The organism is Mesorhizobium sophorae, assembly GCF_002270415.1.
Classification (GTDB): domain Bacteria; phylum Pseudomonadota; class Alphaproteobacteria; order Rhizobiales; family Rhizobiaceae; genus Mesorhizobium; species Mesorhizobium sophorae.
The window spans coordinates 405,620-431,223 of record NZ_NNRI01000007.1 but is presented as its reverse complement, the minus strand read 5'-3'; the positions used below and the strand labels follow the sequence as shown (position 1 = coordinate 431,223).

The following is a 25,604-nucleotide window of genomic DNA, read 5'->3' as shown; positions in this document are numbered from 1 at the left end:
GATTGGCAGCTTCAGCGCTTCGCTCAATCTTGCAACGTTGGAGATTGGCGAAAGCCGTCGTGAAACCCAATCTCCCCACCCGTGGGGGAGATGTCCGGCAGGACAGAGAGGGGGGCGCCGTAGAGCGCCGGCTTCAATTGATCTCCGTGGCGCAATTTCGATCAAGTACTGGCGAGTTTCAAATGCTCAACTTCGCTTAAAGTCGCGTCGCTGTCGGCCATCTTGATCCAGACACGCGCGGCCAAGCCGGAGCATTGATCATGGACATCGCCTTTTCCACAACCGCCGCACTGGCCGCCGCGATCGCCACTCGAAAAGTCTCCGCGGTCGAGGCGCTCGACGCCCATCTGGCGCAGATCGACAACCACAATGGGGCGGTCAACGCCGTCATCTCGCTCGACCGGGAAGGCGCCCGCGACCGCGCAAAAAGGGCCGACGCAACACTGGCGCGCGGCGAGGCGCTTGGGCCGCTGCATGGCGTGCCGTTCACGCTGAAGGACATGCACGAGACGGCAGGCATGAAGACCACGGTCGGTTTTCCCGCCTTCGCCGATTACGTCGCCAAACGGGACAGTCCGGTCGTTGCCAGGCTGAAGGCAGCCGGCGGGGTGCTGATGGGCAAGACCAATGTCGCGACCATGCTGGGTGACTGGCAGTCGGACAATCCGCTGTTCGGCCGCACCGGCAATCCGTGGAACCTCCAGCGCACGGCGGGCGGCTCCAGCGGCGGCGCGGCGGCGGCGCTTTGCTCAGGGATGACGCCGTTCGATGTCGGCTCCGACATGCAGGATTCGATCCGGCTGCCCGCCGCCTTTTGCGGCGTCTATGGCCTCAAACCGACCGAGCATCGCGTCTCGCTGGCCGGCGCCTTCCCCGATCCCAGCGGTGCCGCGCGCAGCGTGCGGCAGATGTCATGTCTTGGCCCGCTGGCGCGCAGCGTGGAAGATCTGGCCTTGATCTATCAAATCATTGCCGGCCCCGACGGAAGCGATACCGATCTTGCGCCGGTGCCGGTCGAAGGCATGCCGAAGCTCGACCCCAAGACATTGCGCATCGCCTTCGCACCGACCTTTCCAGGGTTGCCAGTGGCCAGCGAGATCAGCGCCGCGGTCGAAAGTCTGGCAAGGCGGCTGCAATCGGCAGGGGCGACCGTCGAGGAAGCGAAACGTCGAAAACTCGACCTGCACGACGATCTCAAGCAAGGCGGCGCGCTGATCGGCATGATGATGGAGGCCGCGCAGCCGGAGCCGCCGGAGGAGCCGACACCGGTCTCGCGCTGGTTCGAGGCGCTCGCCCGCCGCGACAGATCCATTCTCGCCTGGGACCAGTTCTTCGAAACCTGGGATGCGCTGCTTTGCCCGGTCGCCATGACGACGGCCTTCCCGCATTGCGATCCGGGCGCGCCGATCCAGGTCGACGGCAAAGAGCAGAGCTACTGGATGCTGCCGGCCTATGGCGCCGTGTTCAACTACAGCGGCCATCCGGCACTTTCGCTGCCGTGCGGACAGGACCGCGACGGTTTGCCGATCGGCCTGCAACTGGTCGGCAAACGCTGGTCGGAGTCGCGGCTGCTCGGCGTCGCCAAGGCAATCGAACCGCTGGCGGGTGGCTTTCGCCGTCCGCCGGGTTACTGAGCGAAGCGCGACAGCCCGTAGGGCGCCAGCAGCGGGTCGCGCTCGCCGTCGAGGATTTCCCGGGCGGCGAACAGGCCGACAGCCGGCGCCAGCGTGATGCCCGAATGCATGACCGCGACGTAGAGACCGTCCATGCCCTCGGCGCGGCCGATGATCGGAAAACCGTCGATCGGCGTCGGCCGGTAGCCGACAGTATGGAAATCCAGCTCCAGTCCGTCACCGCCGCGCAGCATGGCTTTCAGGGCCGCAAACAGGTCGCGGGCGGTGACTTCGGCATCCACGCCAGGGTCGGCGCCGCCAAAATCCGAGCCGGCGATGATGCGGCCCTCCGCCGTCTGGCGCATGTGTAGCCGCTCGGCCAGCACCAGCCCGTTGAGCAGTTTTGCATAAGGCCGCGAATGGACGATCAGCCCGGGCGGTGTCTCGATCGGCAGGTCAATCCCGGCCGTCGCGGCGATAGGCGGTGACCCGACGCCTGCCGCGATCACCACCTCGTCGGCAGCTATCAGGCCATGCGATGTGTCGACGCCGGTAATATGGTCGCCAGTCTGGACCAGCGCCGTCACCGTGCTGGAGATGATCCGCGCGCCGCGCCGTTCGGCGTCCGCCAGCAGCGCCCTGGTGGCGGCCACCGGTTCGGCGACACCCTCTTCGGCGACGTGCAAGGCGACATCCGGCAGCTCGGCGAGATTGGGCTCGAGGCGCGCGACGCCAGTGCGGTCGACGCGCTTGATGCCGTAGCCCCAGGCGGAGTGCTCGGCGGCGTAGGTTTCCATTGCGGCCGCCGACAAATCCCAGCACAGGCCACCGCACCAGCTGAGTGGGAGGCCGGGCAGGTCCCGAGCCAGCCGCGTCCATTCGGCCATCGCGCGGGTGCGCAGCCGGAAATATGGCTGCGGATTGCCCCAGCTGGCATTGATCCAGGCAAACGAGTTCGGCGTCGCGACGCCGCCGGCGGCGCTGTCGGCAATGACCATCACCTGCGCCCCTGCCTTGGTCAGATGCCAGGCTATGGAGGCACCGATGATGCCGGCGCCGATGACGATCATTTGTTTCGCCGCAGTCATGCTTGCTCCTCTGCCTCGTGGCCCCTGAGGGCACTGATTCCAGTGCCATCCCCATGGTCGCTTGCCAACACCAAATACGCCGCTTGACATCAATACGTACGTACGTATTATTCTCCCATGGCTAGACAATCACTCCGCGAAAAACTCCTCGACGCTGGTTTCCGGACCATATGGAATTCAGGCTATGCCGCTGCCGGCGTGCGCGACATCGTTGCCGCGGCTGATGCCCGGCCAGGTTCGTTCACCAACCATTTCGCCTCCAAGGAGGAGTTTGCCGGCGAGGTGCTCGACCGCTATTTCGCCTATGTCAGCGGCCTGGTCGAAACAGCCCTTGCGCAGGACGGGACGCCGCCCGTCGGCAGGCTCCGCCGCTACCTCGATGTCATCACCTCGAAGCTCGAAGCGCATGACTGGGCGCGCGGCTGCATGATCGGCAATCTCAGCCTCGAAACCGCGGTGCACAGCGAACCGCTACGCCTGCGGCTTGTCGCCATCTTCGAGCGCTGGCGCCAGCCATTCGCGGCCTGCATCGCCGAGGGCCAGGCGGGCGGTGACATCCCCCGGGTTTTCGATGCCGACGACCTCGCCGACTTCCTGCTGTCGTCGTGGCAAGGCGCCATGCTGCGCATGAAGGTCGAGCGCAGCCCGGCGCCGCTCGAGCGCTTCAAGAAAATCATCTTCAGCACAGTCTTTGCAAAGGAGCCGATCCAATGAGTTTGAACGTCGACAAGCCGAAATCCGGCTCCACCGCATCGCGGCGCGAGGAAATCGCCGTGCTCGATTCGACCATGTCCTATGTCGAGGCCGGCGTGGTCGGTCCGACCGTGCTGTTCCTGCATGGCAATCCGACCTCATCCCACATCTGGCGCAACATCGTCCCGCATGTCGCGCCGCTCGGGCGCTGCATCGCACCGGACCTGATCGGTTACGGCCAGTCCGGCAAGCCCGATATCGACTATCGCTTCTTCGATCATGTCCGCTATCTCGACGCCTTCCTCGATGCGCTCGACATCAGGGAAATGGTGATGGTCGCGCAGGACTGGGGCACGGCACTTGCCTTCCATCTCGCGGCGCGGCGGCCGCGCAACATTCTCGGCCTGGCCTTCATGGAATTCATCCGGCCCTTCGGGCGCTGGGAGGATTTTCACCAGCGTCCGCAGGCCCGCGAGCTGTTCAAGGCGCTGCGCACGCCGGATGTCGGCGAAAAGTTGGTTCTGGAAGACAATGTCTTCGTCGAGAAAGTGCTGCCGGCCTCGGTTTTGCGGACAATGAGCGACGAGGAGATGACGGCTTACCGGGCGCCATTCCCGACGCCGCGATCGCGCAAGCCGGTGCTGCGCCTGCCCAGGGAATTGCCGATCGAGGGTCAGCCTGCCGACGTCGCCTCCATCAGCGAGCACGACCATCGGGCGCTGCGGCTTTCCACCTACCCGAAACTGCTGTTCGCTGGCGATCCGGGTGCGCTGATCTCACCGCAAGCCGCAGGCGAATTCGCCGCCGGGCTGAAGAACTGCCGGTTCATCAATCTCGGGCCTGGCGCGCACTATCTGCAGGAGGACCATGCCGACGCGATAGGCGAGGCCATTGCCGGCTGGCTTCCGGGGATCGTTCCGGCGAGCCGTACGGCCGAGTTGGCCTGAGCAAGCCACGGCAACCGGCGGTGTCAGCGCCGCCGGACCGGTCGACAGCCCGGCACTGCGCTGCTAGAAGCCCGGCCTGTCACACGGAAATCCTGAAGAATGCCTGAAGCAATAGAAGAAGAAGTGGCGCGCCGCCGCACCTTCGCGATCATCGCTCACCCGGACGCCGGCAAGACAACGCTCACCGAAAAGCTGCTGCTGTTCGGCGGCGCCATTCAGCTTGCCGGCGAGGTCAAGGCCAAGAAGGATAGGATCCAGACCCGCTCCGACTGGATGAAGATCGAGCGCGAGCGCGGCATTTCGGTCGTTACTTCGGTGATGACGTTCGAATATGAGGACAATGTCTTCAACCTGCTCGACACGCCCGGCCACGAGGATTTCGCCGACGACACCTATCGTACGCTGTCGGCCGTCGACAGCGCGGTCATGGTCATCGACGCCGCCAAGGGCATCGAGCCGCGCACGCTGAAACTGTTCGAGGTTTGCCGGCTGCGCGACATTCCGATCATCACCTTCGTCAACAAGATGGACCGCGAAAGCCGCGATCCGTTCGAGATTCTGGACGAGATCGAACAGAAGCTGGCGCTGGATACCGCACCGATCACCTGGCCGATCGGTCGCGGCAAGACGTTTTCCGGCACCTATCACCTGGCGCTGAATGCGGTGCGCAAGGGTGACGACGAGAAGGAACGTACGCCGGTCAACGGTCCCGATTCCAACCGCGTCGCCGGCCTGTTGCCGGAGAACGAGCGCGAGGCCTTCATCGAGGAACTGGAACTGGCGCGCGAAGCCTGCCGTCCGCTCGACATCGACGCCTTTCGCGAGGGCCATCTGACGCCGGTCTATTTCGGCTCGGCGCTGCGCAATTATGGCGTCCGCGACCTGATCGAGGCGCTTGGCGCCTTTGGGCCGCCGCCGCGCGCGCAGGAGGCCGATGCCCGCAAGGTCGAGGCGACCGAGGACAAGATGACGTCCTTCGTCTTCAAGATCCAGGCCAACATGGATCCCAATCACCGCGACCGCATCGCCTTCGTCCGCGTCTGCTCGGGCAAGCTCGAGCGCGGCATGAAGGCCAAGCTGGTGCGCACGGGAAAGCCGATGAGCCTGTCGGCACCGCAATTCTTCTTTGCCCGCACCCGCGTCACCGCCGACGAGGCGTTTGCCGGCGACGTCGTCGGCATCCCCAACCACGGCACGCTGCGCATCGGCGACACGCTGACCGAGGGCGAGGAAATCCTGTTCCGAGGCGTGCCCAACTTCGCCCCGGAAATCCTGCGCCGCGTCCGCTTGGGTGACGCGATGAAGGCCAAGAAGCTCAAGGAAGCGCTGCACCAGATGGCTGAGGAGGGCGTCGTGCAATTGTTCTCGCCCGAGGATGGCTCGCCGGCCATCGTCGGCGTCGTCGGCGCGCTGCAGCTCGACGTCCTGAAGGAGCGGCTGAACTTCGAATACACGCTCCCGGTCGAGTTCGAGATGTCACGCTTTTCGGTCTGCCGCTGGATATCGGCCGAGGACAAGGCCGAGGTTTTGCGTTTCATCGAGGCACATCGCGGCGACATCGCCCGCGACCTCGACAATGATCCGGTGTTCCTCGCCCAGCACGCCTTCTCGCTGAACTACGAAGCGGAACGCTGGAAGGCGATCCGCTTCGCCACGATCAAGGACTATCAGGTTCGCGACAGGGCGGCTTGAAGCGCCATCTTGCCTTCTCCCCTTGTGGGAGAAGGTGTCGCCGAAGGCGACGGATGGTTCCAGGGAACGCCAAGGTCTCACTCCGCTGGAACACCCCTCATCCGTCTAGGCGCTGCGCGCCGATCCACCTTCTCCCACAAGCGGGAGAAGGGGAAGTCCGCTCACCCTCTGGCCGCTTCTTCGATCTTGGCGATGTCGATCTTGCCCATCTGCATCATCGCATTCATCGCCCGGCCGGCCTTGGCCCTGTCCGGATCCTGCAGCAGGCGCGGCAGTTGTTCCGGCACGACCTGCCAGGAAACACCGAACTTGTCCTTCAGCCAGCCACAGGGTCCTGGTTCGCCGCCACCCTCTGTGAGCCTGGTCCAGAAATGATCGACTTCTTCCTGCGTCTTGCAGTCGATCGATAGTGAGATCGCCTCGGTGAACTTGTATTGTGGTCCGCCGTTGAGCGCCAGGAACGGGACGCCGTCGAGTTCGAACGAGGCCACCAGCACCTTGCCCTCATCAGCGTGACCCTTGGGCCAACGCGTCACGCTCAGCTCCTTCGAATTCTTGAAGACGGACATGTAATGGTTCATGGCCTCCTCGGCCTGTCCGTCGAACCACAGGAAGGTGGTGATCTTTTGCATGGTCTTTCTCCTCGTTTCTCTTGGGGGATGAAGGAAGCGTCAGGCGGCGCCTTTGGCAGCGTCCTGAAGTGAAGCGAGATAAGCGTCGAGCTGGGCATAGCTCTCGCCCATGCCGCGGGTCATCCCGGTGCCGAGCGCGCCGTCGCGGGCCGCTTGCGAAGCGTAGAGCACCGTCTGCGTCAGAAGCGTCTTCCCGCTCTGTTCGGTGAAGACCACCGTCCCGATGGTTTCGCCACCGGTCCAGTCCTCGTCGAACAATTCGGTGGCGACGATCCTGGCTGGACGCACGATTTCGCGATAGGCGCCGCTCATGCCCATGCTGCGGCCATCGCGGTGCTGCCAGACGTAGCGTGTGGCGCCGCCAACCCTGAGGTCAATTTCGCAGACCGCCAGCCGCCAGCCATCGGGGCCGTGCAGCCAGCCCTTCAGCAGCTCCGGTATCGTCCAGCAGTCGAAGACCATCGGCCGCGATGCATCGAAGATGCGGGTGATCTGGACCTCGCGGTCGCTGGGCGTGGTCACCGTCAGTGTGGCGACGGTCGAGCCGGGCAAGGTTGTGGTGCTCATGATGATCCTCCTCATGTTTGCCAAAGGACGTGCGGCAGGCCGGTGATCCGACACAGGCCGCGATGTTTTCGCGCTATTGGTCGGTACTGTCGGGGGCTTTCTCGGCCTTCATCGCGCCGAGCAACGCGTCGAGGCGCTGGAAGTTGCCTTCCCAGATCCTTCGATAACGCTCCAGCCAGTCATTGGCCTCTGCCAGCGGTTTTGCTTCGAGCCGGCACGGCCGGCGCTGTGCGTCGCGGCCGCGTGAAATCAATCCGGCATTTTCCAGCACCTTGAGGTGCTTGGAAATCGAGGGCTGGCTCATCGCAAAAGGCTCGGCGAGTTCCATCACGGATGCTTCGCCCTGGATGAGCCGGGCAAGAATGGCGCGGCGCGTCGGATCGGCGAGTGCGGCAAAAGTGGCGTCCAGCTGGTTCATCGGGTATCCATAGCCAAATGGGTATATACCTGATTGGCTATATACAGGTGAACGCCGCTCGTCAACCGCACATCCGGATTTCGTGGCGCATTGCAAAATTGTGGCCAGACCAGGCTTGCGCGTCTATAAGGCCTGCGGTCCGAATTCAGCGCCGCCACGCTCCGCATGGAGCGCAGCAAGCCAGCCAAGGAAAATTCATGCCTGCCTATCGCTCCCGCACCACCACCCATGGCCGCAACATGGCCGGCGCTCGCGGCCTCTGGCGCGCCACCGGCATGAAGGATTCCGATTTCGGCAAACCGATCATCGCGGTGGTCAACTCCTTTACCCAGTTCGTGCCGGGCCATGTCCACCTGAAGGACCTCGGCCAGCTGGTCGCGCGCGAGATCGAGAAGGCCGGCGGCGTCGCCAAGGAATTCAACACCATCGCCGTCGATGATGGCATCGCCATGGGTCATGACGGCATGCTCTATTCGCTGCCGTCGCGCGAACTGATCGCCGATTCCGTCGAATACATGGTCAACGCGCACTGCGCCGACGCCATGGTCTGCATCTCCAATTGCGACAAGATCACGCCGGGCATGCTGATGGCCAGCTTACGCCTCAACATCCCGACCGTCTTCGTCTCCGGCGGACCGATGGAAGCCGGCAAGGTGGTGCTGGCCGGCAAGACGCAGGCGCTCGACCTGGTCGACGCCATGGTGGCGGCCGCCGACGACAAGATCTCCGACGAGGACGTCAAGGTCATCGAACGCTCGGCCTGCCCGACCTGCGGTTCCTGCTCGGGCATGTTCACCGCCAATTCGATGAATTGTTTGACCGAGGCGCTTGGCCTGTCGCTGCCGGGCAACGGCTCGACGCTGGCCACGCATGCCGACCGTAAGCGCCTGTTCGTCGAAGCCGGCCACCTGATCGTCGATCTCGCCCAGCGCTACTACGAGCAGGACGATGAAACCGCGTTGCCGCGCAACATCGCCTCGAAGGCTGCCTTCGAAAACGCCATGACGCTCGACATCGCCATGGGCGGCTCGACCAACACCGTGCTGCACATACTGGCCGCCGCGCATGAAGGCGAGATCAACTTCGATCAGGATGACATCGACGCGCTGTCACGCAAGGTGCCGGTGCTGTGCAAGGTGGCTCCCGCCAAGGCGGATGTGCACATGGAAGACGTCCACCGCGCCGGCGGCATCATGGCGATCCTCGGCCAGCTCGACAATGCCGGCTTGATCAATCGCGATCTGCCGACCGTGCACACACGCACGCTGGGGGAAGCGCTCGACCATTGGGACATTTCGCGCTCGACCAGCCAAAGCGTGCGCGATTTCTTCCTCGCCGCGCCTGGCGGCGTGCCGACGCAGGTTGCCTTCAGCCAGGACCGCCGCTGGGACGACCTCGACCTCGACCGCGAGAAAGGCGTCATCCGCTCGGTTGAGCACCCCTTCTCCAAGGATGGCGGCCTTGCCGTGTTGAAGGGCAATCTGGCGCTCGACGGCTGCATCGTGAAGACCGCCGGCGTCGACGAATCGATCCTGAAGTTCACCGGCCCGGCCCGCGTGTTCGAAAGCCAGGACGCCAGCGTCAAGGCGATCCTGGCCAACGAGATCAAGGCCGGTGATGTCGTCGTCATCCGCTATGAGGGGCCGCGCGGCGGTCCCGGCATGCAGGAAATGCTCTACCCGACCAGCTATCTGAAGTCGAAGGGCCTGGGCAAGGCCTGCGCGCTGGTCACCGACGGCCGCTTCTCCGGTGGCACCTCCGGCCTGTCGATCGGCCATGTCTCGCCGGAAGCCGCCGAGGGCGGTTTGATCGGCCTGGTGCAGGAGGGCGATACGGTCGAGATCGACATCCCGAACCGGACCATCCGCCTTGCCGTCAGCGATGCTGAACTTGCCAGTCGCCGGGCGGCGATGGAGGCCAAGGGGATTGCTGCCTGGAAGCCCGAGGAAAAGCGCAAGCGCAAGGTCACGACAGCCTTGCGCGCCTACGCCGCGATGGCGACCAGCGCTGCCAAGGGCGCGGTCAGGTTCGTGCCGGAGTAAGGCTGAATTCCATCAGCGTGGCGCTGCCCCTTATTGTCCTGCCGGACATTTCTCCCCGTATAGTGACGGGGAGAAAGGCGCCGTCACCAACGATTTCGCCAATTGTAGGCGTTGACAAAGAACGGCGAGGCCGCAGCATGTCCCTTTTCCCCGTCACTATACGGAGAGAAGGTGCCGGCAGGCGGGCGGCACAAGCGCCGCAGATTTTTGCCGCCACGATAGAATGCTGATTCTTCAAGCGGGATGACGACGGATGGATTTCGACCTTATCGTTCGCGGCGGTACGCTGCCTGATGGCAGGGTCGCCGATATCGGCATCGTCGGCGAGACGATCGCGGCGATCGAGCCGAAGCTCGATGTCACCGCCGGCACGGCGATCGACGCCAGTGGCAATCTGGTCTCGCCGCCCTTCGTCGACCCGCATTTCCACATGGATGCAACGCTCTCCTACGGCATACCGCGCATCAACGCGTCGGGCACCCTGCTCGAAGGCATCTCGCTGTGGGGCGAGCTGAAGCCGTTGTTGACCCATGAAGCGGTGCGCGACCGCGCGCTTGCCTACTGCGACTGGGCGGTATCGATGGGCCTGCTTGCCATCCGCACCCACGTCGATGTCTGCGACGACAGGCTGCTGGCGGTCGAGGCCCTGCTCGAGGTCAAGAAGACGATCGCCCCGTATATCGACCTGCAATTGGTCGCCTTTCCGCAGGACGGGCTTTATCGCTCGCCGACGGCACGCGACAACACCATCCGCGCACTCGACATGGGCGTCGACATCGTCGGCGGCATTCCGCATTTCGAGCGCACCATGGCCGACGGCACGCGCTCGGTGACGGACCTGTGCGAGATCGCGGCAGAGCGCGGCCTGATGGTCGACCTGCATTGCGACGAGACCGACGACCCGCTGTCGCGCCATATCGAACAGCTTGCCTATGAGACGCAGCGCCTCGGCCTGCAGGGCAAGGTCGCCGGCTCACACCTCACCTCGATGCATTCGATGGACAATTACTATGTCTCGAAATTGCTGCCGCTGATCGCCGAGGCGGGTGTTTCGGCGATCCCCAATCCGCTGATCAACATCATGCTGCAGGGCCGCCACGACACCTTTCCCAAGCGCCGCGGTATGACCCGGGTCAAGGAAATGCAGGCGCTGGGCATCCGCGTCGGCTGGGGCCAGGATTGCGTGCTCGATCCCTGGTACTCGCTGGGCACCGCCGACATGCTCGACGTCGCCTTCATGGGCCTGCATGTTGCTCAGATGTCGAGCCCGGCCGACATGGCCCGCTGCTTCGACATGGTCACCAATGTCAACGCGTCGATCATGGGGCTCGATCATCTGGGCCTGGCGGTCGGCAAGCGCGCCAGCCTGGTCATCCTGGATGCCGGCAATCCGATCGAAGCCCTGCGCCTGCGCGCCGAACGCCTGTGCGTCATCGCCAAGGGCAAGGTGGTGGCGCAGCGGTCGAAGCAGCACACCAGGCTGTCCATCCCGGGCAGGCCCGGCCTCGTGAACCGCAGGCACCGGACGCCGCATCAGGCCCAATAGAACAGGCCAGACCCAGCCGATTCCCGGTTCTGGCCTTGCGGATTTCCGGATTTCTCCTCGTCAAAGCAGGCGCTTCAGTCTACGACGCGGCTCTAAATCAAAGAGATAGAGCATGATGTCGTCCGAAAACCGCTTCACACTTTTCGGCATCTGCTCTAGGGAGGAATCGGGATCGGCATGACGCAGCCCGTGGCGCAGAATTCCACAATCAGGAACGTGCTTCTGGCCGGCATCCTGCTGATGCTGGCCGGCGATTTCCTGTTTGCGCTGAACGACGCCATGGGCAAGTGGCTGGTCGCCAGCTTCTCCGTCGGCCAGGTGGTGCTGATCCGTTCCATAGGCGCGTTCTTCGTGCTTGGCCCGATGATCGCCCACCAGGGCACGGCCAAGCTGTTTCACATGGAGCGCCTGGAGCTGCAGCTGCTGCGTGTGGTCATGACTACGCTCGACACGGCACTGTTCTATGCCGCCGTTGTCTACCTGCCGCTTGCCGACGTGATGAGCTTCTACATGGCCGGACCGATCTATGTCGCGGCACTCTCGCATTTGTTGCTCGGCGAGAAGGTCGGCTGGCGCCGCTGGATGGCGATCCTGCTCGGCTTCTGCGGCGTGGTGATCATGCTGAAACCGTCCTCGGCGGCGTTCTCGTTGTCATCGAGCTTCGCGCTCGCCGGCAGCATTGCCTTCGCCTTCGCCATCATCCTCAACCGGCGCCTGCGCGGCACCAGCGACACCAACCTGGTGACATGGCAGACCATCGGCACGATGGTGGTCGGCGGCGTGTTGACCATCGGCGCCTGGCAGACCCCGTCGGCGCTTGATTTCGGCGCCATGCTGCTGCTCGGTATCGTTTCATGCGGCGCGCATCTGATGATCACCAGGGCGCTCAAGCTGGCCCCGGCCTCGACGCTGGCGCCGCTACATTACACGCTGCTCCTGTGGGCGGTGGTGTTCGGGCTGGTGTTCTTTGGTGACGTTCCCGGTCCGCGCATCCTGATCGGCTCAGGCATCGTCGTTCTCGCCGGCCTGTTCATCTTCCACCGCCAGAAAGTGGTCGACACCACGGTGCCGCCCGAAAACGTGCCGAAAGGCGTCAATTAGGGTCCAGATTTCCTGTGCCTAACCCAGGCGTATCGCTGCCAGGTGCCGTGAAAACTCCGCCGTCTCCATCAACGCCTTGCAGCGCACGAACCGTCCGTCGGCATAGGCGCGGAAATCGTCGACCGGATTGTTGTTGGCCAGCTGGATCAGCCCCCACAATGTCCACAACAGGTCGCACATCGCCTTGTAGATGACGATGCGGCCACGCTCGGCCGCTCTCGCCTCGCCGCCGAAATAGACGCGCATCATCTCTTCGTCCTGCGCCGTATCGAATTTACCTTCCACGCTGAGGTCGCCGAGATCCCAGAGCGGATCGTTCATGCCCGAATATTCCCAGTCGACGATCCACATCCGCTCGCCTGTATCGAGAAAGTTCTCGCACAGTGGATCGCAGTGGCAGGCAGCGAGAGGCAAAGGATGGGCGGCCAGCGCCGACCGCACGCTCCCGGCCTCGCGCACCACGTCGTGATAGCCGGTGGGCAGGGCGACGTCCTTGGTCGACAGCACCTTGAGATAGTCGTCGATCATCGCAAACAGTTCGAAGCGGAAGGGAAACACCGCGTTGGAATTGTGCAGTTTGCGGAAGGCCTCGCCGGCCCGCGCCGGACTGCCGGGCCGAACCTTGAATTTCTCCGGCGACATCGTCTCGGCGCCGGCGATGAAGCGCGTCACCATGACCCCGGTGGCGGGATCGACATGCAGCACCTCTGGACTGACCCCCGCTTTTGCCGCTTCGCGCGCCGCCACCGCCTCGTTGGCGCGGTTGATGTATTCCTCGGTGCCCTTGCCGGGAATGCGCAGGCAGAACCCGCCAGCCTTGAAGACCAGATTGGTGAGGCCGCCGAGCCGTTCGAGCGGCCCGGTGTAGCCGGCCAGCATGGGAATGGTGGCCAAGGAAATGTCGGCAAGTGCCGCACGCGCCTCGTCTGTCACCATGCCTGCGCCCCCACGCTGTTATTTGTCGCAGCGACGGTTCCACAATTTTCGTGGTTTGGCTATCATGCGATGCAAGACCGATTGGTGGACAGGACAAAAGTGGCGCACAGCAAACATCGAGGCCCGCTTGCAGCAGCCTACGCGGCGAAGCGGCCAGAGGACGTCGCGGCACTCTATGACCGCTGGTCGCAGACCTATGACGCCGACATGTCGGCCGCCGGCTATCGCCATCCGACGATCTGCCTTGCCTTGCTGGCCCGCCATCTGCCGCGCGGTGCCGCGCCGCTGCTCGATGCGGGAGCCGGCACCGGGCTTATTGGCGAATGGCTTGATATAACAGGCTATCCCTTGGTCGAGGCGCTCGACATATCTGAAGGCATGCTGGCCCAGGCCGCCCGCAAGGGGGTCTATTCGGCGCTGCATTGCCTGGCGCTCGGCGGCAAGCTGCCGTTTGCCGACGATGCCTATACCGGCATCATTTCGGCTGGCGTCTTCACCTCCGGCCATGTCGGTGCCGAGGGGCTGGACGAACTGATCCGCATCTGCCGGCCGGGTGGCATCATCGTGCTGACAGTCAAGAACACGCTGTGGGAAGCCGGCTTTGGCGCGCGCATCGCCGAACTCGAAGCGCAAGGCCTTGTCACCCGCGTCGAGGAAACGCGTCCCTACGTCTCCATGCCGGGCGAGGCCGACACCTTGCCAAGCCGCGGTCTCGCCCTGCGCGTCACCTGATCTACGCTTTGACCCCGATCTACACTTTGACCTTGGCGGCTGTCGGGTCGTACATCGGCTCGAGATGGATTTGGGCCGGCGTCCGCTCCATCGCCACGACCAGTTCATAGTCGCCCGAGGCGAGAAAATCGTCGCTCACCCCGTCGCCGTTGCGCACGTAGCCGTAGCCGATGTTCCGGCTCACCGTGTAGCCATAGCCGCCGCTGGTGAGATAGCCGACCGGCTCGCCATTGCGCAGGATGGTCTCGCGGCCGAGCAGCACGATCTCCGGGTCAGCGACCGTGAAGCCGGCAAAGCGTTTCTTCAAGGCCGCGCCGCTGGTCTTCTCGAGCGCGCGCCGTCCGACGAAATCGGTGTTCTTGCGCAGCTTGACCGCCCAGCCCAAGCCGGCTTCCTGCGGCGTGTCGTTGGGCGTGATGTCGGAGCCCCAGGCGCGATAGCCCTTTTCCAGCCGCAGCGATTCCAGGGCGCGATAGCCGACCGGGCGGATGCCATGCCTGCCGCCGGCCGCCATCAGTGCATCGAAGACTTCGCCTGTCGCCGCGATCGGCACATGCAGTTCCCAGCCGAGTTCGCCGACATAGGTGACGCGTAGCGCCCGAATTGTGTGGCCGGCAATGGCAATCTCACGCACATGGCCGAACGGGAAACTGGTGTTCGACACGTCGGCTTCGGTCACGGCAGAAAGCACGTCGCGCGCCCGAGGTCCCATCAGCGACAGCGTGCCGAATTCCTCGGTAACATCGACAAGCGTGGCATCGAGCCCTTCGCCGATATGGTCGCCGATCCATGACAGATCATGCGTGCGGAATCCGGTGCCGGTGACAATGTAGAATTTCTCCTCGGCCAGCCGCGCCACGGTCAGGTCCGCCTCGATGCCGCCGCGCGTGTTGAGAAGTTGCGTGTAGGTCAGCTGGCCGACAGGCTTGCTGACGTCGTTGGCGCAGATCCAGTCCAGCGCCTTCAGCGCGTCAGGCCCGCTCAGTTCGTATTTGGCGAAGGAGGATTGATCGAAGATGCCGACCTTCTCGCGCACGTGCCGGTGCTCGTCGCCGACCGCCGCAAACCAGTTCTGCCGACCCATCGAATAGACATCCTGCGGCTCGACGCCTTCGGGCGCGAACCAGTTCGGCCGTTCCCAGCCAAGCTTCGACCCGAACACGGCGCGCTGCTGTTTCAGCCTGTTGTAAAGGGGTGAGACGATGCGCGGCCGCCCGCTGGCGTACTCCTCATGCGGGAAGCCGATCGTATAGTGCTTGCCATAGGCTTCCAGCGTGCGGTCGCAGACCCACTGCCGGTCGCGGTGCAGATCGGAAAAGCGCCTGATGTCGACAACCCACAAATCGAGCGGCGCTTCGCCGTCGACCACCCATTGCGCCAGCACCCAGCCGGCGCCGCCACCCGAGGCGATGCCGAAGGCGTTGAATCCGGCGCCAACGAACATATTGGCGCATTCGGGCGCCGCGCCGAGAATGAAATTGCCGTCCGGCGTAAAACTCTCCGGCCCGTTGATCATCTGCTTGACGCCGACGGTTTCGAGCGCCGGCACGCGCGCCATCGCTTGGCGCATATGCTGTTCGAAATGGTCGTAGTCGTCGTCGAAGAGCCGGAACTCCCAATCGTCAGGCACATCTCCGGTCGTCCAGGCCTGCGGGTTGGGCTCGTAACCGCCCATCACCAGCCCGCCAACCTCCTCCTTGAAATAGGTGCGCCGGTCCGGGTCGCGGATGGTCGGCGCCTCGGTCGCCAGCCCATCGATCTTCTCGGTGATGATGTACTGGTGCTTCACCGGCTGCAGCGGCACGTTGATGCCGGCCATGGCGCCAACCTGCCGCGCCCATTGCCCGGCACAGTTGACCACCTTGTCGCAGGCAATGTCGCCCTTGCTGGTCTTCACCGTCGCGATGCGGCCGTCCTTCATCTCGAAGCCGGTGACGCGCACATCCTCGAACAGTTTGGCGCCATGCATGCGCGCGCCTTTCGCCAGCGACTGCGTGATGTCCGAAGGGCTCGCCTGGCCGTCTGTCGGCAACCAGGAAGCGCCCACCAGATCGCCGGTTTCCAGGAGCGGCCACATCGCCTTGACCTCCGCCGGCGACAGCAGTTGCATGTCCATGCCGAAGCTTTTCGCCGTCGTCGCCAGCCTCTTGTACTCGGTCCAGCGGTCGGCATTGGTGGCCAGCCGCAGGCAGCCGGTCATCTTCCAGCCAGTGGCAAGGCCGGTTTCGGCCTCCAGTCCCTTGTAGAGGTCGACGGAATATTTGAGCACGCGGGTGATCGAGGCCGACGAGCGCAATTGCCCGACAAGGCCCGCGGCATGCCAGGTCGAGCCCGATGTCAGCTTGCCCTGTTCGAGCAGCACCACGTCCGCCTTGTGGTCACGCGCCAGATGATAGGCCGTCGAACAGCCGATGATGCCGCCGCCAATGACGACGATTGCGGCCTGGCTGGGCAATGTCATGATTTCTGTATCCCGTACTTCGTTCTGTAGTTATCGAGCGCGGCTTCGAGCCGCGTCAGGTTCTCCTCGGTGTAGGCGACGTAGTCGATGCCGGGCGCGTCGAGGTAGAGTTCGGACACCATGCTCCACATCGCCTCGCGCAGCAGCGAAGCGCATTGCATGGCCGCATGCGAGCGGCGGATCGCTTGGTCCGGTTCCTTCATGAAATAGGCGGTCAGGAAGGCGAAGGATTCCTCGTCGCTCATGCCGGCATTCGAGGCTACGCCGGCAAGGTCGAACATCGCCGTGTTGAAGCCGGCATATTCGAAGTCGATCAGCCACAGCCGGCTGCCGTCGTCTAGAATATTAGCCGGCAAAAGATCATTATGGCCAAAAACGATCGGCAGCAATTTCTGCGCGCGCTCCAGTTCGTCAGCCAGCGTCAGCAAGCGCGGCAATTCGCTTCGCTTGCGGCTGCCGCCTTCTTCAAGCGTGCGCGCATAGTCGCGAATGACATGGAACACCCAGAACATGAAGCCGGCGCCGGAGACGTGATTGGGCATCTCCCGGTGGAAGCCGCGCATCAGGCCTGCGACACGACCAAGATTGGCACGCACGTCCTGTGCAAGATAGGTTTTCGCACCAAGGTATTCCGTCACCAGGATGCCCGGTTCGGCATGGAGGACGGCTGGCGCGAAACCGGCGGCATGCGCCGCGCGTGCGGTCATCACCTCACGCTCGCGAAAGACATGATGGAACGGATAGTCCCTGCCGAAGCGCACGACGTGCTTTCCGGCCGCGTCCTTGACCACATAATTGGCGTTGCTCAGGCCGCCCGGCAACGGCGCGATCTCGATGTTGCCGGTCCAGCAGGGCAGGGCGCGGATGCGGTCTTCTGCAATCACGGAATCATCCCTGGTTTGCTGAGCGTCGACTTTGCTGAGCGTCGGCAAGGGCGCCATGGACAGCCCAACGACAGCGAGGAGAAACAAAAAATCTCGTCGGTGCGAGACGCCAGGATCGGTATCCCGCACCGCACCGACGAGCCCCTTGGCCAGGTTTTTGACCCCGGCATCCGCCCCCGCGGATCTGAAAATTCCTTGCGCCAGACACGTTCAAAACTGCCTGGTCAATGAGTTGCGGCTCTGCCATCACCCTCCCGTTGCAGCTCCGAACCCGTGTTTGATAGCTCAATTTCACGCCAAGGTTGCCTGCCTGTCAACAAAAAGTTGTGACTTTTTTCGGGTATTTTGCCCGAAAGCGCAGGCAATTCCTTTAAAACCGCTCGAATTAGCTTAGAATCGGGCAAAGGGCTAAGTCCGGGAAACCCAAATGGTCCATTCAAAACGACACGGCGAGATCCTGCGGCTGCTGCAGGAAGAGGGGACCGTCACCATCGCCAGCCTGGCCGACCGGCTGGGCGTTTCACTCGAGACCGTGCGCCGTGACGTCAAACCGCTCACCGGCGACGGCTCCGTCCTCAAGATGCATGGCGCCATCGGCCTGCCGTCGATGATCGGCGAAGCGCCATTCGAACGGCGCATGCGCGAGAATGCCGATGCCAAGCGGATCATTGCCCGCATGGTGGCCGCCACCATCCGCGACGGTGAATCGATCATGCTCGACACCGGCACGACAACCTCGTTCCTGGCCCGTGAGCTGCTCGGCCACCGGCGGCTGACCGTCGTCACCAACTCGTCGGACATCGCCCGCACGCTGGCCACCGTCAACGGCAACAAGGTCTACATGGCCGGCGGCGAATTGCGCAGCGATTCAGGCGCTGCCTTCGGGGCCTCGGCCATCGACTTCGTCAGCCGTTTCTCGGTCAGCCATGCCATCATCTCCACCGGTGCAGTCGATGCGGTGATGGGCGTCATGGACTACGATCTGGAAGAGGCCGAGTTCGCCCGTATGGTGCTGTCGCGCGGCCAGCGTTCGCTCGTCGTCACCGATCACACCAAGTTCGGCCGCTTGGGCCTGGTCCAGGTCTGCGGCCTCGACGGGTTTTCCGAACTCGCCACCGACCGGTCGCCGTCGCGCGACATTGCCGCCGCCCTCTCGCAAGCCGGCGCTCGGCTCAGCATCGCCGGCGACGCAGCCGGATTCTAGAGTCCGCAAGAGTCTGGCCGAACATCAGCAATTGGTGGACGCATACGGATCTCAAACGCGCCGCTACGCGCGGTGGTCGTCTGCGGACATGCCTATGCCGTCAGAGCGCGAAAAGTCATCCTGAAGCAGGCGCCGCCCGGTCTGCCGTCGAGGATATCGATGCGCCCGCCATGCAATTGCATGATTTCCTGCACCAGGTTGAGGCCAAGCCCGGCGCCATGATCCTGCAGCCGGTAGAACAACTCGAAGATGCGCACCCGCTCGCCCGGTGCTGCCGGCGGCGTATCAGGCTGAGCTCGCGGCACAGTCACCAGTCACGGGATAAGCTCTGCCGTCGGCTTTCCTTCCCTTGCGCGCCGGTGTTTAGTCCGGCATGGCCTTCACCATCCGCCAGTTGCAGTTCTTCATCGCTGTCGCCGAGCAAGGCACGGTGTCGGGTGCCGCGCAGAACCTCTCGATCTCGCAATCCTCGGTCACCGAAGCGATCAAGGAACTCGAAAGCGATCTCGGGGTCGAACTGTTCGAACGCCATCCGCGCGGCCTGAACATCACCCACAAGGGCCACCAGTTCCTGCGCCATGCAACGAAAATCCTTGCCGACGTTTCGGATGCACGCCGCTCTTTCTCCGGCGAACAGGCAGCAGCAGGCGGCCGGCTGCAGCTCGGCGTCACCTCGATGGTCGCCGGTTACGTGCTGTCGGATCTTCTTGCCCGCTACCGCCGCGCCTATCCCGGCGTCGAGGTCTCGGCCATCGAGGACAATGGCGACTATCTCGAACATCTCCTGATCGGCGGCAAGCTCGACATTGCCGTCATGGTCACCTCCAACCTGCGCGACCGCACGGCACTGCAGTCGGAAATCCTCGAGGTCTCGGCCTATCGCCTCTGGCTGCCGCTCGGCCACCCGCTCGCCGGCGCCGACATCATCAGCATTGGCGACATCGCCTTCGAGCCGCTGATCATGCTGACCGTCGACGAGATCGAGGAAAACACCGGCAAGCTGCTGACGGCGATCGGCGCCAAGCCGCATGTCGCCTTTCGTACGCGTTCCGTGGAAGCCGTGCGCAGTCTCGTTGCCACCGGCGCCGGCGTGGCGCTGCTGCCCGACCTCGTCTACCGGCCCTGGTCGCTGGAAGGCGACCGCATCGAATCGCGAGATATTTCCGGCTCCTTGCCGGTGGTCCAGGTCGGCATGGTCTGGCGTCGCGGTTCCGGCCTGCCGCAGGCGGCGCGCGATTTTATCGGCCTTGCCCAGTCGCAGCGCACGATCCGCCGCTAGTGGCCTACTCCAGCCTGACGTCTCCAGTCTCGCGCTTGCGCCTTGTGACGGAAACCGCCTCCGCCTTGAACGACCCGATCGGAGCAACCTCGAAGCGGCCAGCACCGGCAAGCCTGACGGCGCGGCGGAACGTCGGACACTCCATCGGCCGGGCGGCCGGACATCGGGCGGCGTGACGCAAAGCCTCTCGGATCGCGGTCAAGCGCCGGATGGTGTGGTCCAGTTCGTTCGCCTTGGCATCCAGGCGCCCTCGATCCATTTTCGGCAGGCCGTCGGGCCTCAGCATCGCGGAAATCTCGTCCAGCGCGAATCCACCGGCGCGTCCAAGAGCGATCAAAGCGAGCCGCTCCAGGACGGCCGGGTCGAACAAGCGGCTCAGGCCGCGACGGCCGATTGAAGCGATGAGGCCCTTCTCCTCATAGTAGCGAAGTGTCGAGGCGGGCACGCCGGTGCGGCGCGACACTTCGGCAATGTCCATATCTTTCATGCTTGACCTCAAGCCGGCTTGAACTCGTAGAGTGCTCGCGACGATCAGTGAGAGCAACAGAAAAGCGAGGTCCGTTATGCCGCAATCCGCGCAGCCAAACACACGGCAAGCCGCGCTCTGGAACGACGCCAGCGGAAAGGCCTGGGTTGAGATGCAACCGATCCTCGACCAGGTAATGGCGCCGTTCGAGCGGCTGGTAGTCGATGCCGGCTATCCCGGGGAAGGGGGCAATGTCCTGGACATCGGCTGCGGCGCCGGCGCCACGACTCTGGCGATGGCGCGCCGCGTGGGCAACGACGGTAATTGTGTTGGGCTCGACATCTCGCAGCCGCTTGTCGCCTTGGCGACGAAACGCAAGGGGGCAGAAGAGGTAGCAAACGCAAGTTTTGAAGTGGGCGATGCCCAGACGTATGCGTTCGAAGCCGGGAACTTCGACGCTGTTGTCTCGCGTTTTGGTGTCATGTTCTTCGATGATCCCGTGGCTGCGTTCGCCAACATAAGACAGGCCGCAAGCCGCGGCAGCAAACTCGCCTTTGTTGCCTGGCGCAGTCCGGCCGAGAATGATTTCATGACGACCGCCGCGCGAGCGGCTGCGCCTTTCCTGCCGCCCGCACCCGCACCGGACCCCGATGCGCCGGGGCAGTTTGCCTTTGCCAACGCCGCCAAGGTGAAGCGGATTCTTGAAGCGGGTGGCTGGTCGTCAATCGAAGTCGAACAGGTGGATGTCGCGTGTCAGATCGCCGAAGATGATCTGATAACGTTTGTCACCCGACTAGGGCCGGTCGGCGCCGCGTTACGTGAGGTTGACCGGGCAACGGCCGAAAAAATCACTGCGGTGTTGCCTGCTGCGTTCGCGCCTTTCGTGGAGGATGGTGAGGCTCGCTTCAACGCCGCCTGCTGGCTGGTGACGGCGCTGGCTTGAAGGGGCATCGATCTATCGGAAAAACCGATATCGCCTTTCTGATAAATGAATTTGCGAAACCGGAATTTTCAAAGCACTTTCAGTCCAGGGACCAAAGTCGCCACCAGAGCGACATCAAGTCCAACGCACGAACTGACAGTTTTCAGTCCGCGCGTGACCCCTAGCGAAGACCGAAACCGGCTTTCGGGGTCAGGCGCCAAAATGGGAGATCGATGATGAATTCATTCCTGAAGTCATGCACTGCTTTGACGGTCGCGCTGACCTTCTCCGGCCAGGCCGTCGCCCAGGTCAAGGAACTTGGCAAGGGCGAAGGTCAGGTCAACATCGTTGCCTGGCCGGGCTACATCGAACGCGGCGAAACCGACAAGGGTTATGACTGGGTGACCTCCTTCGAGAAGGAGACCGGCTGCAAGGTCAACGTCAAGACCGCCAACACCTCCGACGAGATGGTCTCGCTGATGAACGAGGGCGGCTTCGACCTCGTCACCGCTTCAGGTGATGCGTCGCTGCGCCTCGTTGCCGGCAAGCGCGTGCAGCCGATCAACACCGATCTCATCCCGAGCTGGAAGACTGTCGACGAACGCCTCAAGGATGCCCCGTGGTTCACCGTCGGTGGCGTGCACTATGGCGTTCCCTACCAGTGGGGTCCGAACGTCCTGATGTACAACACCGAGGTGTTCAAGGAAGCGCCCAAGAGCTGGAACATCGTCTTCGAGGAAATGAAGCTGCCGGACGGCAAGTCCAACAAGGGCCGCGTCCAGGCCTATGACGGGCCGATCCATATCGCCGACGCCGCCAACTATCTGATGTTCCACAAGCCGGAACTCGGCATCAAGGATCCCTACGAGCTGAACGAGGACCAGTACAAGGCAGCGCTCGAATTGCTGCGCGTCCAGCGCACGCTGGTCGGCCGCTACTGGCATGACGCCGCCATCCAGGTCGACGATTTCCAGAACGAAGGCGTCGTTGCTTCCGGCTCGTGGCCGTATCAGGTCAATGCGCTGGTCGCCGCCAAGAAACCGGTCGCGTCGACCGTGCCGGAAGAAGGCGTCACCGGCTGGGCCGACACCACCATGATGGAGGCCGACTCGGCTAACCCCAACTGCGCCTATATGTGGATGGAACATTCCTTGTCGCCGAAAGTGCAGGGCGATGTCTCGGCCTGGTTCGGTTCGCTGCCGGTCGTGCCTGCGGCCTGCAAGGGCAACGAGCTGTTGACCGACGAAGGCTGCAAGACCAACGGCTACGACAATTTCGACAAGATCAAGTTCTGGAAGACTCCGGTGTCGAAATGCGCCACCGAGAACGACCAGTGCGTGCCCTATTACCGCTGGGTGTCGGACTATATCGGCGTCATTGGCGGGCGGTGAGTGCCCTTACCCTCCCCCTTGTGGGGAGGGTCGACGCGCAGCGTCGGGGTGGGGGTCTGCCCTGACATGGCTTGCTTGTGAAATCACCCCCACCCGCGGCTTTGCCGCGACCTCCCCCTCGAGGGGGAGGTCAAGCGGCGCGCGAATTTGCCATCCCAGCCAGGGTTCTGCAGGTGAGGATGACAAAACTAAACCGGCAACAGGCTGACAACCCATGACCACCGCCGTTTCCTTCCAGAAAGCCTCGCGCCATTTCGGCAGCGTTCGCGCCGTCGATGCGGTCGATCTCGATATCGCGCCGGGCGAGTTCTTCGCCATGCTCGGGCCGTCCGGTTCCGGCAAGACCACGTGCCTGCGCCTCATCGCCGGCTTCGAGCAGCCGACCTCGGGCTCGATCTCGATCTTCGGCGAACGCGCCGAGGGCGTGCCGCCCTATCGCCGCAACGTCAACACCGTGTTCCAGGATTACGCGCTGTTCCCGCATCTGAGCGTGCTCGACAATGTTGCCTATGGCCTCATGGTCAAGGGCATCGGCAAGGCGGAACGGCACAAGGCGGCTGAAGAGGCGCTGTCGCTGGTGCGGCTGCCCGGCTATGGCGCCCGCCGCCCCGGCCAGCTTTCCGGCGGCCAGCGCCAGCGCGTCGCGCTCGCCCGTGCGCTGGTCAACCAGCCCAAGGTGCTGCTGCTCGACGAGCCGCTCGGCGCCCTCGACCTCAAGCTGCGCGAGAACATGCAGGAGGAGCTGAAGTCGCTGCAGAAAGTGCTCGGCATCACCTTCGTCTTCGTCACCCACGACCAGGGCGAGGCGCTGTCGATGGCCGACCGCGTCGCCGTCTTCAATGACGGCAAGATCATGCAGATCGGCACACCGGAGGATATCTACCAGCGGCCGAAGACCCGCTTCGTCGCCGATTTCGTCGGTTCCTCCAACGTGCTGCCGCCGGATTTCGTCCAGCGCTATTGCGGCCAGCATCGCTGGGGCAGCCTGCGGCCTGAATCCATTCGCGTCGGCCGCACCGCAAGTGGCGAAGGCGTTTCCGCTCGCCTTGTCTCGACCAACTATCTCGGCGCCACGACAAAACTCGCGCTCGATGCCGACGGATTGAAGCTGCATGCGATCGTGCCGGCCGGCAACCCGCTGCCCGTGGAAGGCGAGGCGGTCGTGCTCACCTTCAACCGCGAGCACCTGCACCTGATGGACGAGCCGGTATGAGCCTCGACGCCGCCATCCAGCGCGCCACGGCGCCCGCCATCCTGCCGGGCAGCGGTGGCGTGCGCGGCGCGCTATCGGATCTTTTCTGGCGCAGACCCAAGGTTCTGCTGCTCCTCATGCTGCTGCCGCCGGTTCTGTGGCTCGGCATCGTCTATATAGGCTCGCTGTTCGCGCTGCTGGCGCAGAGCTTTTTCTCCATCGACGAGTTTTCCGGCCTCATCAACCGCCAGTTCACTTTGAAGACGTATGGCGACCTGTTCCAGGCGGCCAATCTCGACATCATCCTGCGCACGGTGACGATGGCGGCTCTGGTCACGCTGGCCTCGGCGATCATCGCCTTTCCGATCGCCTACTACGCGGCGCGCTATGCCCGTGGCCGCTGGAAGGCGCTGTTCTATCTCGGCATCATGCTGCCGCTGTGGTCGAGCTACCTGGTCAAGATCTACGCCTGGAAGCTGATCCTCGCCAAGGAAGGCATCCTCACCTGGCTGTTCGGCAAGCTGCATCTGCAATGGCTGATTGACGCCTGGCTGTCGCTGCCGGTCGTCGGCGGCAATTCCCTGTCGGTGTCGTTCACCGGCACGTTCATCGTTTTCGTCTATGTCTGGCTGCCATTCATGATCCTGCCGGTACAGGCGGCGCTCGAGCGCGTGCCGGGCAATCTGGTCGAGGCTTCGTCCGATTTGGGGGCTTCGCCGGGACAGACCTTTCGCAATGTGCTGTTCCCGCTGGCGCTGCCGGGCATCGTCGCCGGATCGATCTTCACCTTCTCGCTGACGCTCGGCGATTACATCATCCCGCAGATCATCGGCACCTCGCGCCTGTTCATTGGCCAGGCGGTCTATTCCCAGCAAGGCACCGCCGGCAACATCCCGCTCGCCGCTGCCTTCACCGTCGTGCCGATCGTCATCATGGGCTTCTACCTTTGGGGCGCCAAGCGCATGGGGGCCTTCGATGCGCTCTGATGGTTCTCAGTCGGCTCCGCTCAGCCTGAAGATCGCGGCCGCCTGCGGGCTGCTGTTCCTGCATCTGCCGATCCTGCTGATCTTCGTCTATGCCTTCACGACGGAGGAGAAGAGTTTTGTCTGGCCGCCGCCCGGTCTGACCACGCAGTGGTTCGCCGTCACCTGGAACAGGCCCGATGTCTGGCAGGCACTGTCGCTGTCGGTCAGGGTTGCCGCGATCTCGACCGCGATCGCGCTGGTCCTCGGCACGCTGTGTTCGGCGGCAGTGTCACGGACCAAGTTCTTCGGCCGCGAAACCATCTCGCTGCTGGTCATCCTGCCGATCGCGCTGCCCGGCATCATCACCGGCATCGCGTTGCGCTCGGCCTTTTCTCTGGCCGACATTCCGTTCTCGTTCTGGACGATCGTGCTCGGCCACGCCACCTTCTGCGTCGTCGTCGTCTACAACAATGCCGTGGCCCGTTTCCGCCGTACCTCGGGGTCGATGATCGAGGCGTCGATGGATCTCGGCGCTGACGGTTTCCAGACCTTCCGCCATGTTGTGCTGCCCAACATCGCCACCGCGCTGCTCGCCGGTGGAATGCTGGCCTTCGCTCTGTCCTTCGACGAGGTCATCGTCACCACCTTCACCGCCGGCCAGCAGCAGACACTGCCGATCTGGATGCTGGAAGAGCTGATCCGACCGCGCCAGCGCCCGGTCACCAATGTCGTCGCGATGGTCGTCGTGCTGGTGACGCTGCTGCCGATCCTCGCCGCCTATTACCTGACCCGCGGTGGCGACCAGATCGCCGGTTCGGGCAAATAAATCCACG

General features: G+C 63.7%; 23 protein-coding genes and 1 pseudogene. 15 read left to right on the top strand and 9 right to left on the bottom strand.

What is annotated here, in order from left to right; all coding sequences use genetic code 11:
- Nucleotides 1-260 precede the first annotated feature (260 nt).
- Nucleotides 261-1,634 carry an amidase gene (locus CGZ66_RS06495; protein ID WP_095082696.1) on the top strand — a complete coding sequence of 458 codons (1,374 nt, stop codon included), beginning with the start codon at nucleotides 261-263 and terminating at the stop codon, nucleotides 1,632-1,634.
- Here the strand turns inward: CGZ66_RS06495 and CGZ66_RS06490 are convergent.
- Nucleotides 1,628-2,701: an NAD(P)/FAD-dependent oxidoreductase gene (locus CGZ66_RS06490; RefSeq protein ID WP_095082693.1), complete on the bottom strand. Its 1,074-nt coding sequence runs from the start codon at nucleotides 2,699-2,701 to the stop codon at nucleotides 1,628-1,630. The two genes, CGZ66_RS06495 and CGZ66_RS06490, sit on opposite strands and share 7 nt — an antisense overlap.
- Before the next feature lie 117 nt (nucleotides 2,702-2,818).
- Here CGZ66_RS06490 and CGZ66_RS06485 point away from each other — a divergent pair, with 117 nt between their 5' ends.
- From CGZ66_RS06485 to CGZ66_RS06475, 3 genes are all read left to right on the top strand, one after another.
- Entirely contained in the window at nucleotides 2,819-3,415 is a 597-nt protein-coding gene (locus CGZ66_RS06485) for a TetR/AcrR family transcriptional regulator (protein ID WP_095082691.1), read from the top strand.
- Nucleotides 3,412-4,341 carry a haloalkane dehalogenase gene (locus CGZ66_RS06480; RefSeq protein ID WP_095082689.1) on the top strand — a complete coding sequence of 310 codons (930 nt, stop codon included), beginning with the start codon at nucleotides 3,412-3,414 and terminating at the stop codon, nucleotides 4,339-4,341. Before CGZ66_RS06485 ends, CGZ66_RS06480 begins: the two co-directional genes overlap by 4 nt.
- A 99-nt stretch (nucleotides 4,342-4,440) precedes the next feature.
- Entirely contained in the window at nucleotides 4,441-6,033 is a 1,593-nt protein-coding gene (locus tag CGZ66_RS06475) for a peptide chain release factor 3 (protein ID WP_095082687.1), read from the top strand.
- Nucleotides 6,034-6,194: 161 nt separating this feature from the next.
- Here the strand turns inward: CGZ66_RS06475 and CGZ66_RS06470 are convergent, their stop codons facing one another.
- The 3 genes from CGZ66_RS06470 to CGZ66_RS06460 form a co-directional block, all read right to left on the bottom strand.
- Nucleotides 6,195-6,665, bottom strand: coding sequence for a VOC family protein (locus tag CGZ66_RS06470; protein ID WP_095082685.1), 471 nt, complete (start codon nucleotides 6,663-6,665; stop codon nucleotides 6,195-6,197).
- Between the two features lie 39 nt (nucleotides 6,666-6,704).
- Nucleotides 6,705-7,232, bottom strand: coding sequence for an SRPBCC family protein (locus CGZ66_RS06465; RefSeq protein ID WP_245331030.1), 528 nt, complete (start codon nucleotides 7,230-7,232; stop codon nucleotides 6,705-6,707).
- 73 nt (nucleotides 7,233-7,305) lie between these two features.
- Nucleotides 7,306-7,650, bottom strand: coding sequence for an ArsR/SmtB family transcription factor (locus CGZ66_RS06460; protein ID WP_095082680.1), 345 nt, complete (start codon nucleotides 7,648-7,650; stop codon nucleotides 7,306-7,308).
- A 197-nt stretch (nucleotides 7,651-7,847) separates the two neighbouring features.
- Between CGZ66_RS06460 and ilvD the strand changes: the two genes are divergently transcribed.
- The 3 genes from ilvD (at nucleotide 7,848) to CGZ66_RS06445 (ending at nucleotide 12,339) form a co-directional block, all read left to right on the top strand.
- Entirely contained in the window at nucleotides 7,848-9,692 is a 1,845-nt protein-coding gene (ilvD, locus tag CGZ66_RS06455; RefSeq protein ID WP_095082678.1) for a dihydroxy-acid dehydratase, read from the top strand.
- Between the two features lie 253 nt (nucleotides 9,693-9,945).
- Nucleotides 9,946-11,238 (top strand): amidohydrolase family protein, encoded by a 1,293-nt coding sequence (locus CGZ66_RS06450; protein ID WP_095082675.1) that lies wholly within the window; start codon nucleotides 9,946-9,948, stop codon nucleotides 11,236-11,238.
- Nucleotides 11,239-11,415: 177 nt separating this feature from the next.
- The gene (locus CGZ66_RS06445) at nucleotides 11,416-12,339 is read left to right on the top strand and encodes a DMT family transporter (protein WP_095082671.1); all 924 of its coding nucleotides are present in this window, start codon (nucleotides 11,416-11,418) and stop codon (nucleotides 12,337-12,339) included.
- Between the two features lie 18 nt (nucleotides 12,340-12,357).
- Here the strand turns inward: CGZ66_RS06445 and CGZ66_RS06440 are convergent, their stop codons facing one another.
- Nucleotides 12,358-13,275: a phosphotransferase family protein gene (locus CGZ66_RS06440; protein WP_095082668.1), complete on the bottom strand. Its 918-nt coding sequence runs from the start codon at nucleotides 13,273-13,275 to the stop codon at nucleotides 12,358-12,360.
- 69 nt (nucleotides 13,276-13,344) lie between these two features.
- On the opposite strand from CGZ66_RS06440, the gene CGZ66_RS06435 reads away from it, so the two are divergent.
- Nucleotides 13,345-14,007 (top strand): class I SAM-dependent DNA methyltransferase, encoded by a 663-nt coding sequence (locus CGZ66_RS06435; RefSeq protein ID WP_425352267.1) that lies wholly within the window; start codon nucleotides 13,345-13,347, stop codon nucleotides 14,005-14,007.
- A gap of 19 nt (nucleotides 14,008-14,026) precedes the next feature.
- Here the strand turns inward: CGZ66_RS06435 and CGZ66_RS06430 are convergent, their stop codons facing one another.
- Nucleotides 14,027-16,468 carry a GcvT family protein gene (locus tag CGZ66_RS06430; protein WP_095082663.1) on the bottom strand — a complete coding sequence of 814 codons (2,442 nt, stop codon included), beginning with the start codon at nucleotides 16,466-16,468 and terminating at the stop codon, nucleotides 14,027-14,029.
- Nucleotides 16,465-17,352, bottom strand: coding sequence for a phosphotransferase family protein (locus CGZ66_RS06425; RefSeq protein WP_095084290.1), 888 nt, complete (start codon nucleotides 17,350-17,352; stop codon nucleotides 16,465-16,467). Before CGZ66_RS06425 ends, CGZ66_RS06430 begins: the two co-directional genes overlap by 4 nt.
- A gap of 427 nt (nucleotides 17,353-17,779) precedes the next feature.
- On the opposite strand from CGZ66_RS06425, the gene CGZ66_RS06420 reads away from it, so the two are divergent.
- On the top strand, nucleotides 17,780-18,556 hold the full coding sequence (locus tag CGZ66_RS06420; RefSeq protein ID WP_095082659.1) for a DeoR/GlpR family DNA-binding transcription regulator: 777 nt from the start codon (nucleotides 17,780-17,782) through the stop codon (nucleotides 18,554-18,556).
- A 92-nt stretch (nucleotides 18,557-18,648) separates the two neighbouring features.
- On the opposite strand, the pseudogene CGZ66_RS06415 reads toward CGZ66_RS06420, so the two are convergent.
- Nucleotides 18,649-18,825, bottom strand: a pseudogene (locus CGZ66_RS06415) (ATP-binding protein); the annotation flags it as partial.
- Nucleotides 18,826-18,929: 104 nt separating this feature from the next.
- On the opposite strand from CGZ66_RS06415, the gene CGZ66_RS06410 reads away from it, so the two are divergent.
- Nucleotides 18,930-19,835, top strand: coding sequence for a LysR family transcriptional regulator (locus CGZ66_RS06410; RefSeq protein ID WP_095082657.1), 906 nt, complete (start codon nucleotides 18,930-18,932; stop codon nucleotides 19,833-19,835).
- A gap of 4 nt (nucleotides 19,836-19,839) precedes the next feature.
- Here CGZ66_RS06410 and CGZ66_RS06405 read toward each other — a convergent pair whose 3' ends face one another.
- A complete protein-coding gene (locus tag CGZ66_RS06405) occupies nucleotides 19,840-20,322 on the bottom strand; it encodes a helix-turn-helix domain-containing protein (RefSeq protein ID WP_095082655.1) in 483 nt (160 codons plus the stop codon).
- 76 nt (nucleotides 20,323-20,398) lie between these two features.
- On the opposite strand from CGZ66_RS06405, the gene CGZ66_RS06400 reads away from it, so the two are divergent.
- The 5 genes from CGZ66_RS06400 (at nucleotide 20,399) to CGZ66_RS06380 (ending at nucleotide 25,597) form a co-directional block, all read left to right on the top strand.
- Nucleotides 20,399-21,244 carry a class I SAM-dependent methyltransferase gene (locus CGZ66_RS06400; protein ID WP_095082653.1) on the top strand — a complete coding sequence of 282 codons (846 nt, stop codon included), beginning with the start codon at nucleotides 20,399-20,401 and terminating at the stop codon, nucleotides 21,242-21,244.
- A 215-nt stretch (nucleotides 21,245-21,459) separates the two neighbouring features.
- On the top strand, nucleotides 21,460-22,614 hold the full coding sequence (locus tag CGZ66_RS06395; RefSeq protein WP_095084289.1) for an ABC transporter substrate-binding protein: 1,155 nt from the start codon (nucleotides 21,460-21,462) through the stop codon (nucleotides 22,612-22,614).
- Between the two features lie 214 nt (nucleotides 22,615-22,828).
- Nucleotides 22,829-23,827 (top strand): ABC transporter ATP-binding protein, encoded by a 999-nt coding sequence (locus CGZ66_RS06390; RefSeq protein ID WP_095082651.1) that lies wholly within the window; start codon nucleotides 22,829-22,831, stop codon nucleotides 23,825-23,827.
- Nucleotides 23,824-24,792 (top strand): ABC transporter permease, encoded by a 969-nt coding sequence (locus tag CGZ66_RS06385; RefSeq protein WP_095082649.1) that lies wholly within the window; start codon nucleotides 23,824-23,826, stop codon nucleotides 24,790-24,792. Before CGZ66_RS06390 ends, CGZ66_RS06385 begins: the two co-directional genes overlap by 4 nt.
- On the top strand, nucleotides 24,782-25,597 hold the full coding sequence (locus CGZ66_RS06380) for an ABC transporter permease (protein ID WP_095082647.1): 816 nt from the start codon (nucleotides 24,782-24,784) through the stop codon (nucleotides 25,595-25,597). Before CGZ66_RS06385 ends, CGZ66_RS06380 begins: the two co-directional genes overlap by 11 nt.
- The last annotated feature ends 7 nt before the right edge of the window (nucleotides 25,598-25,604 follow it).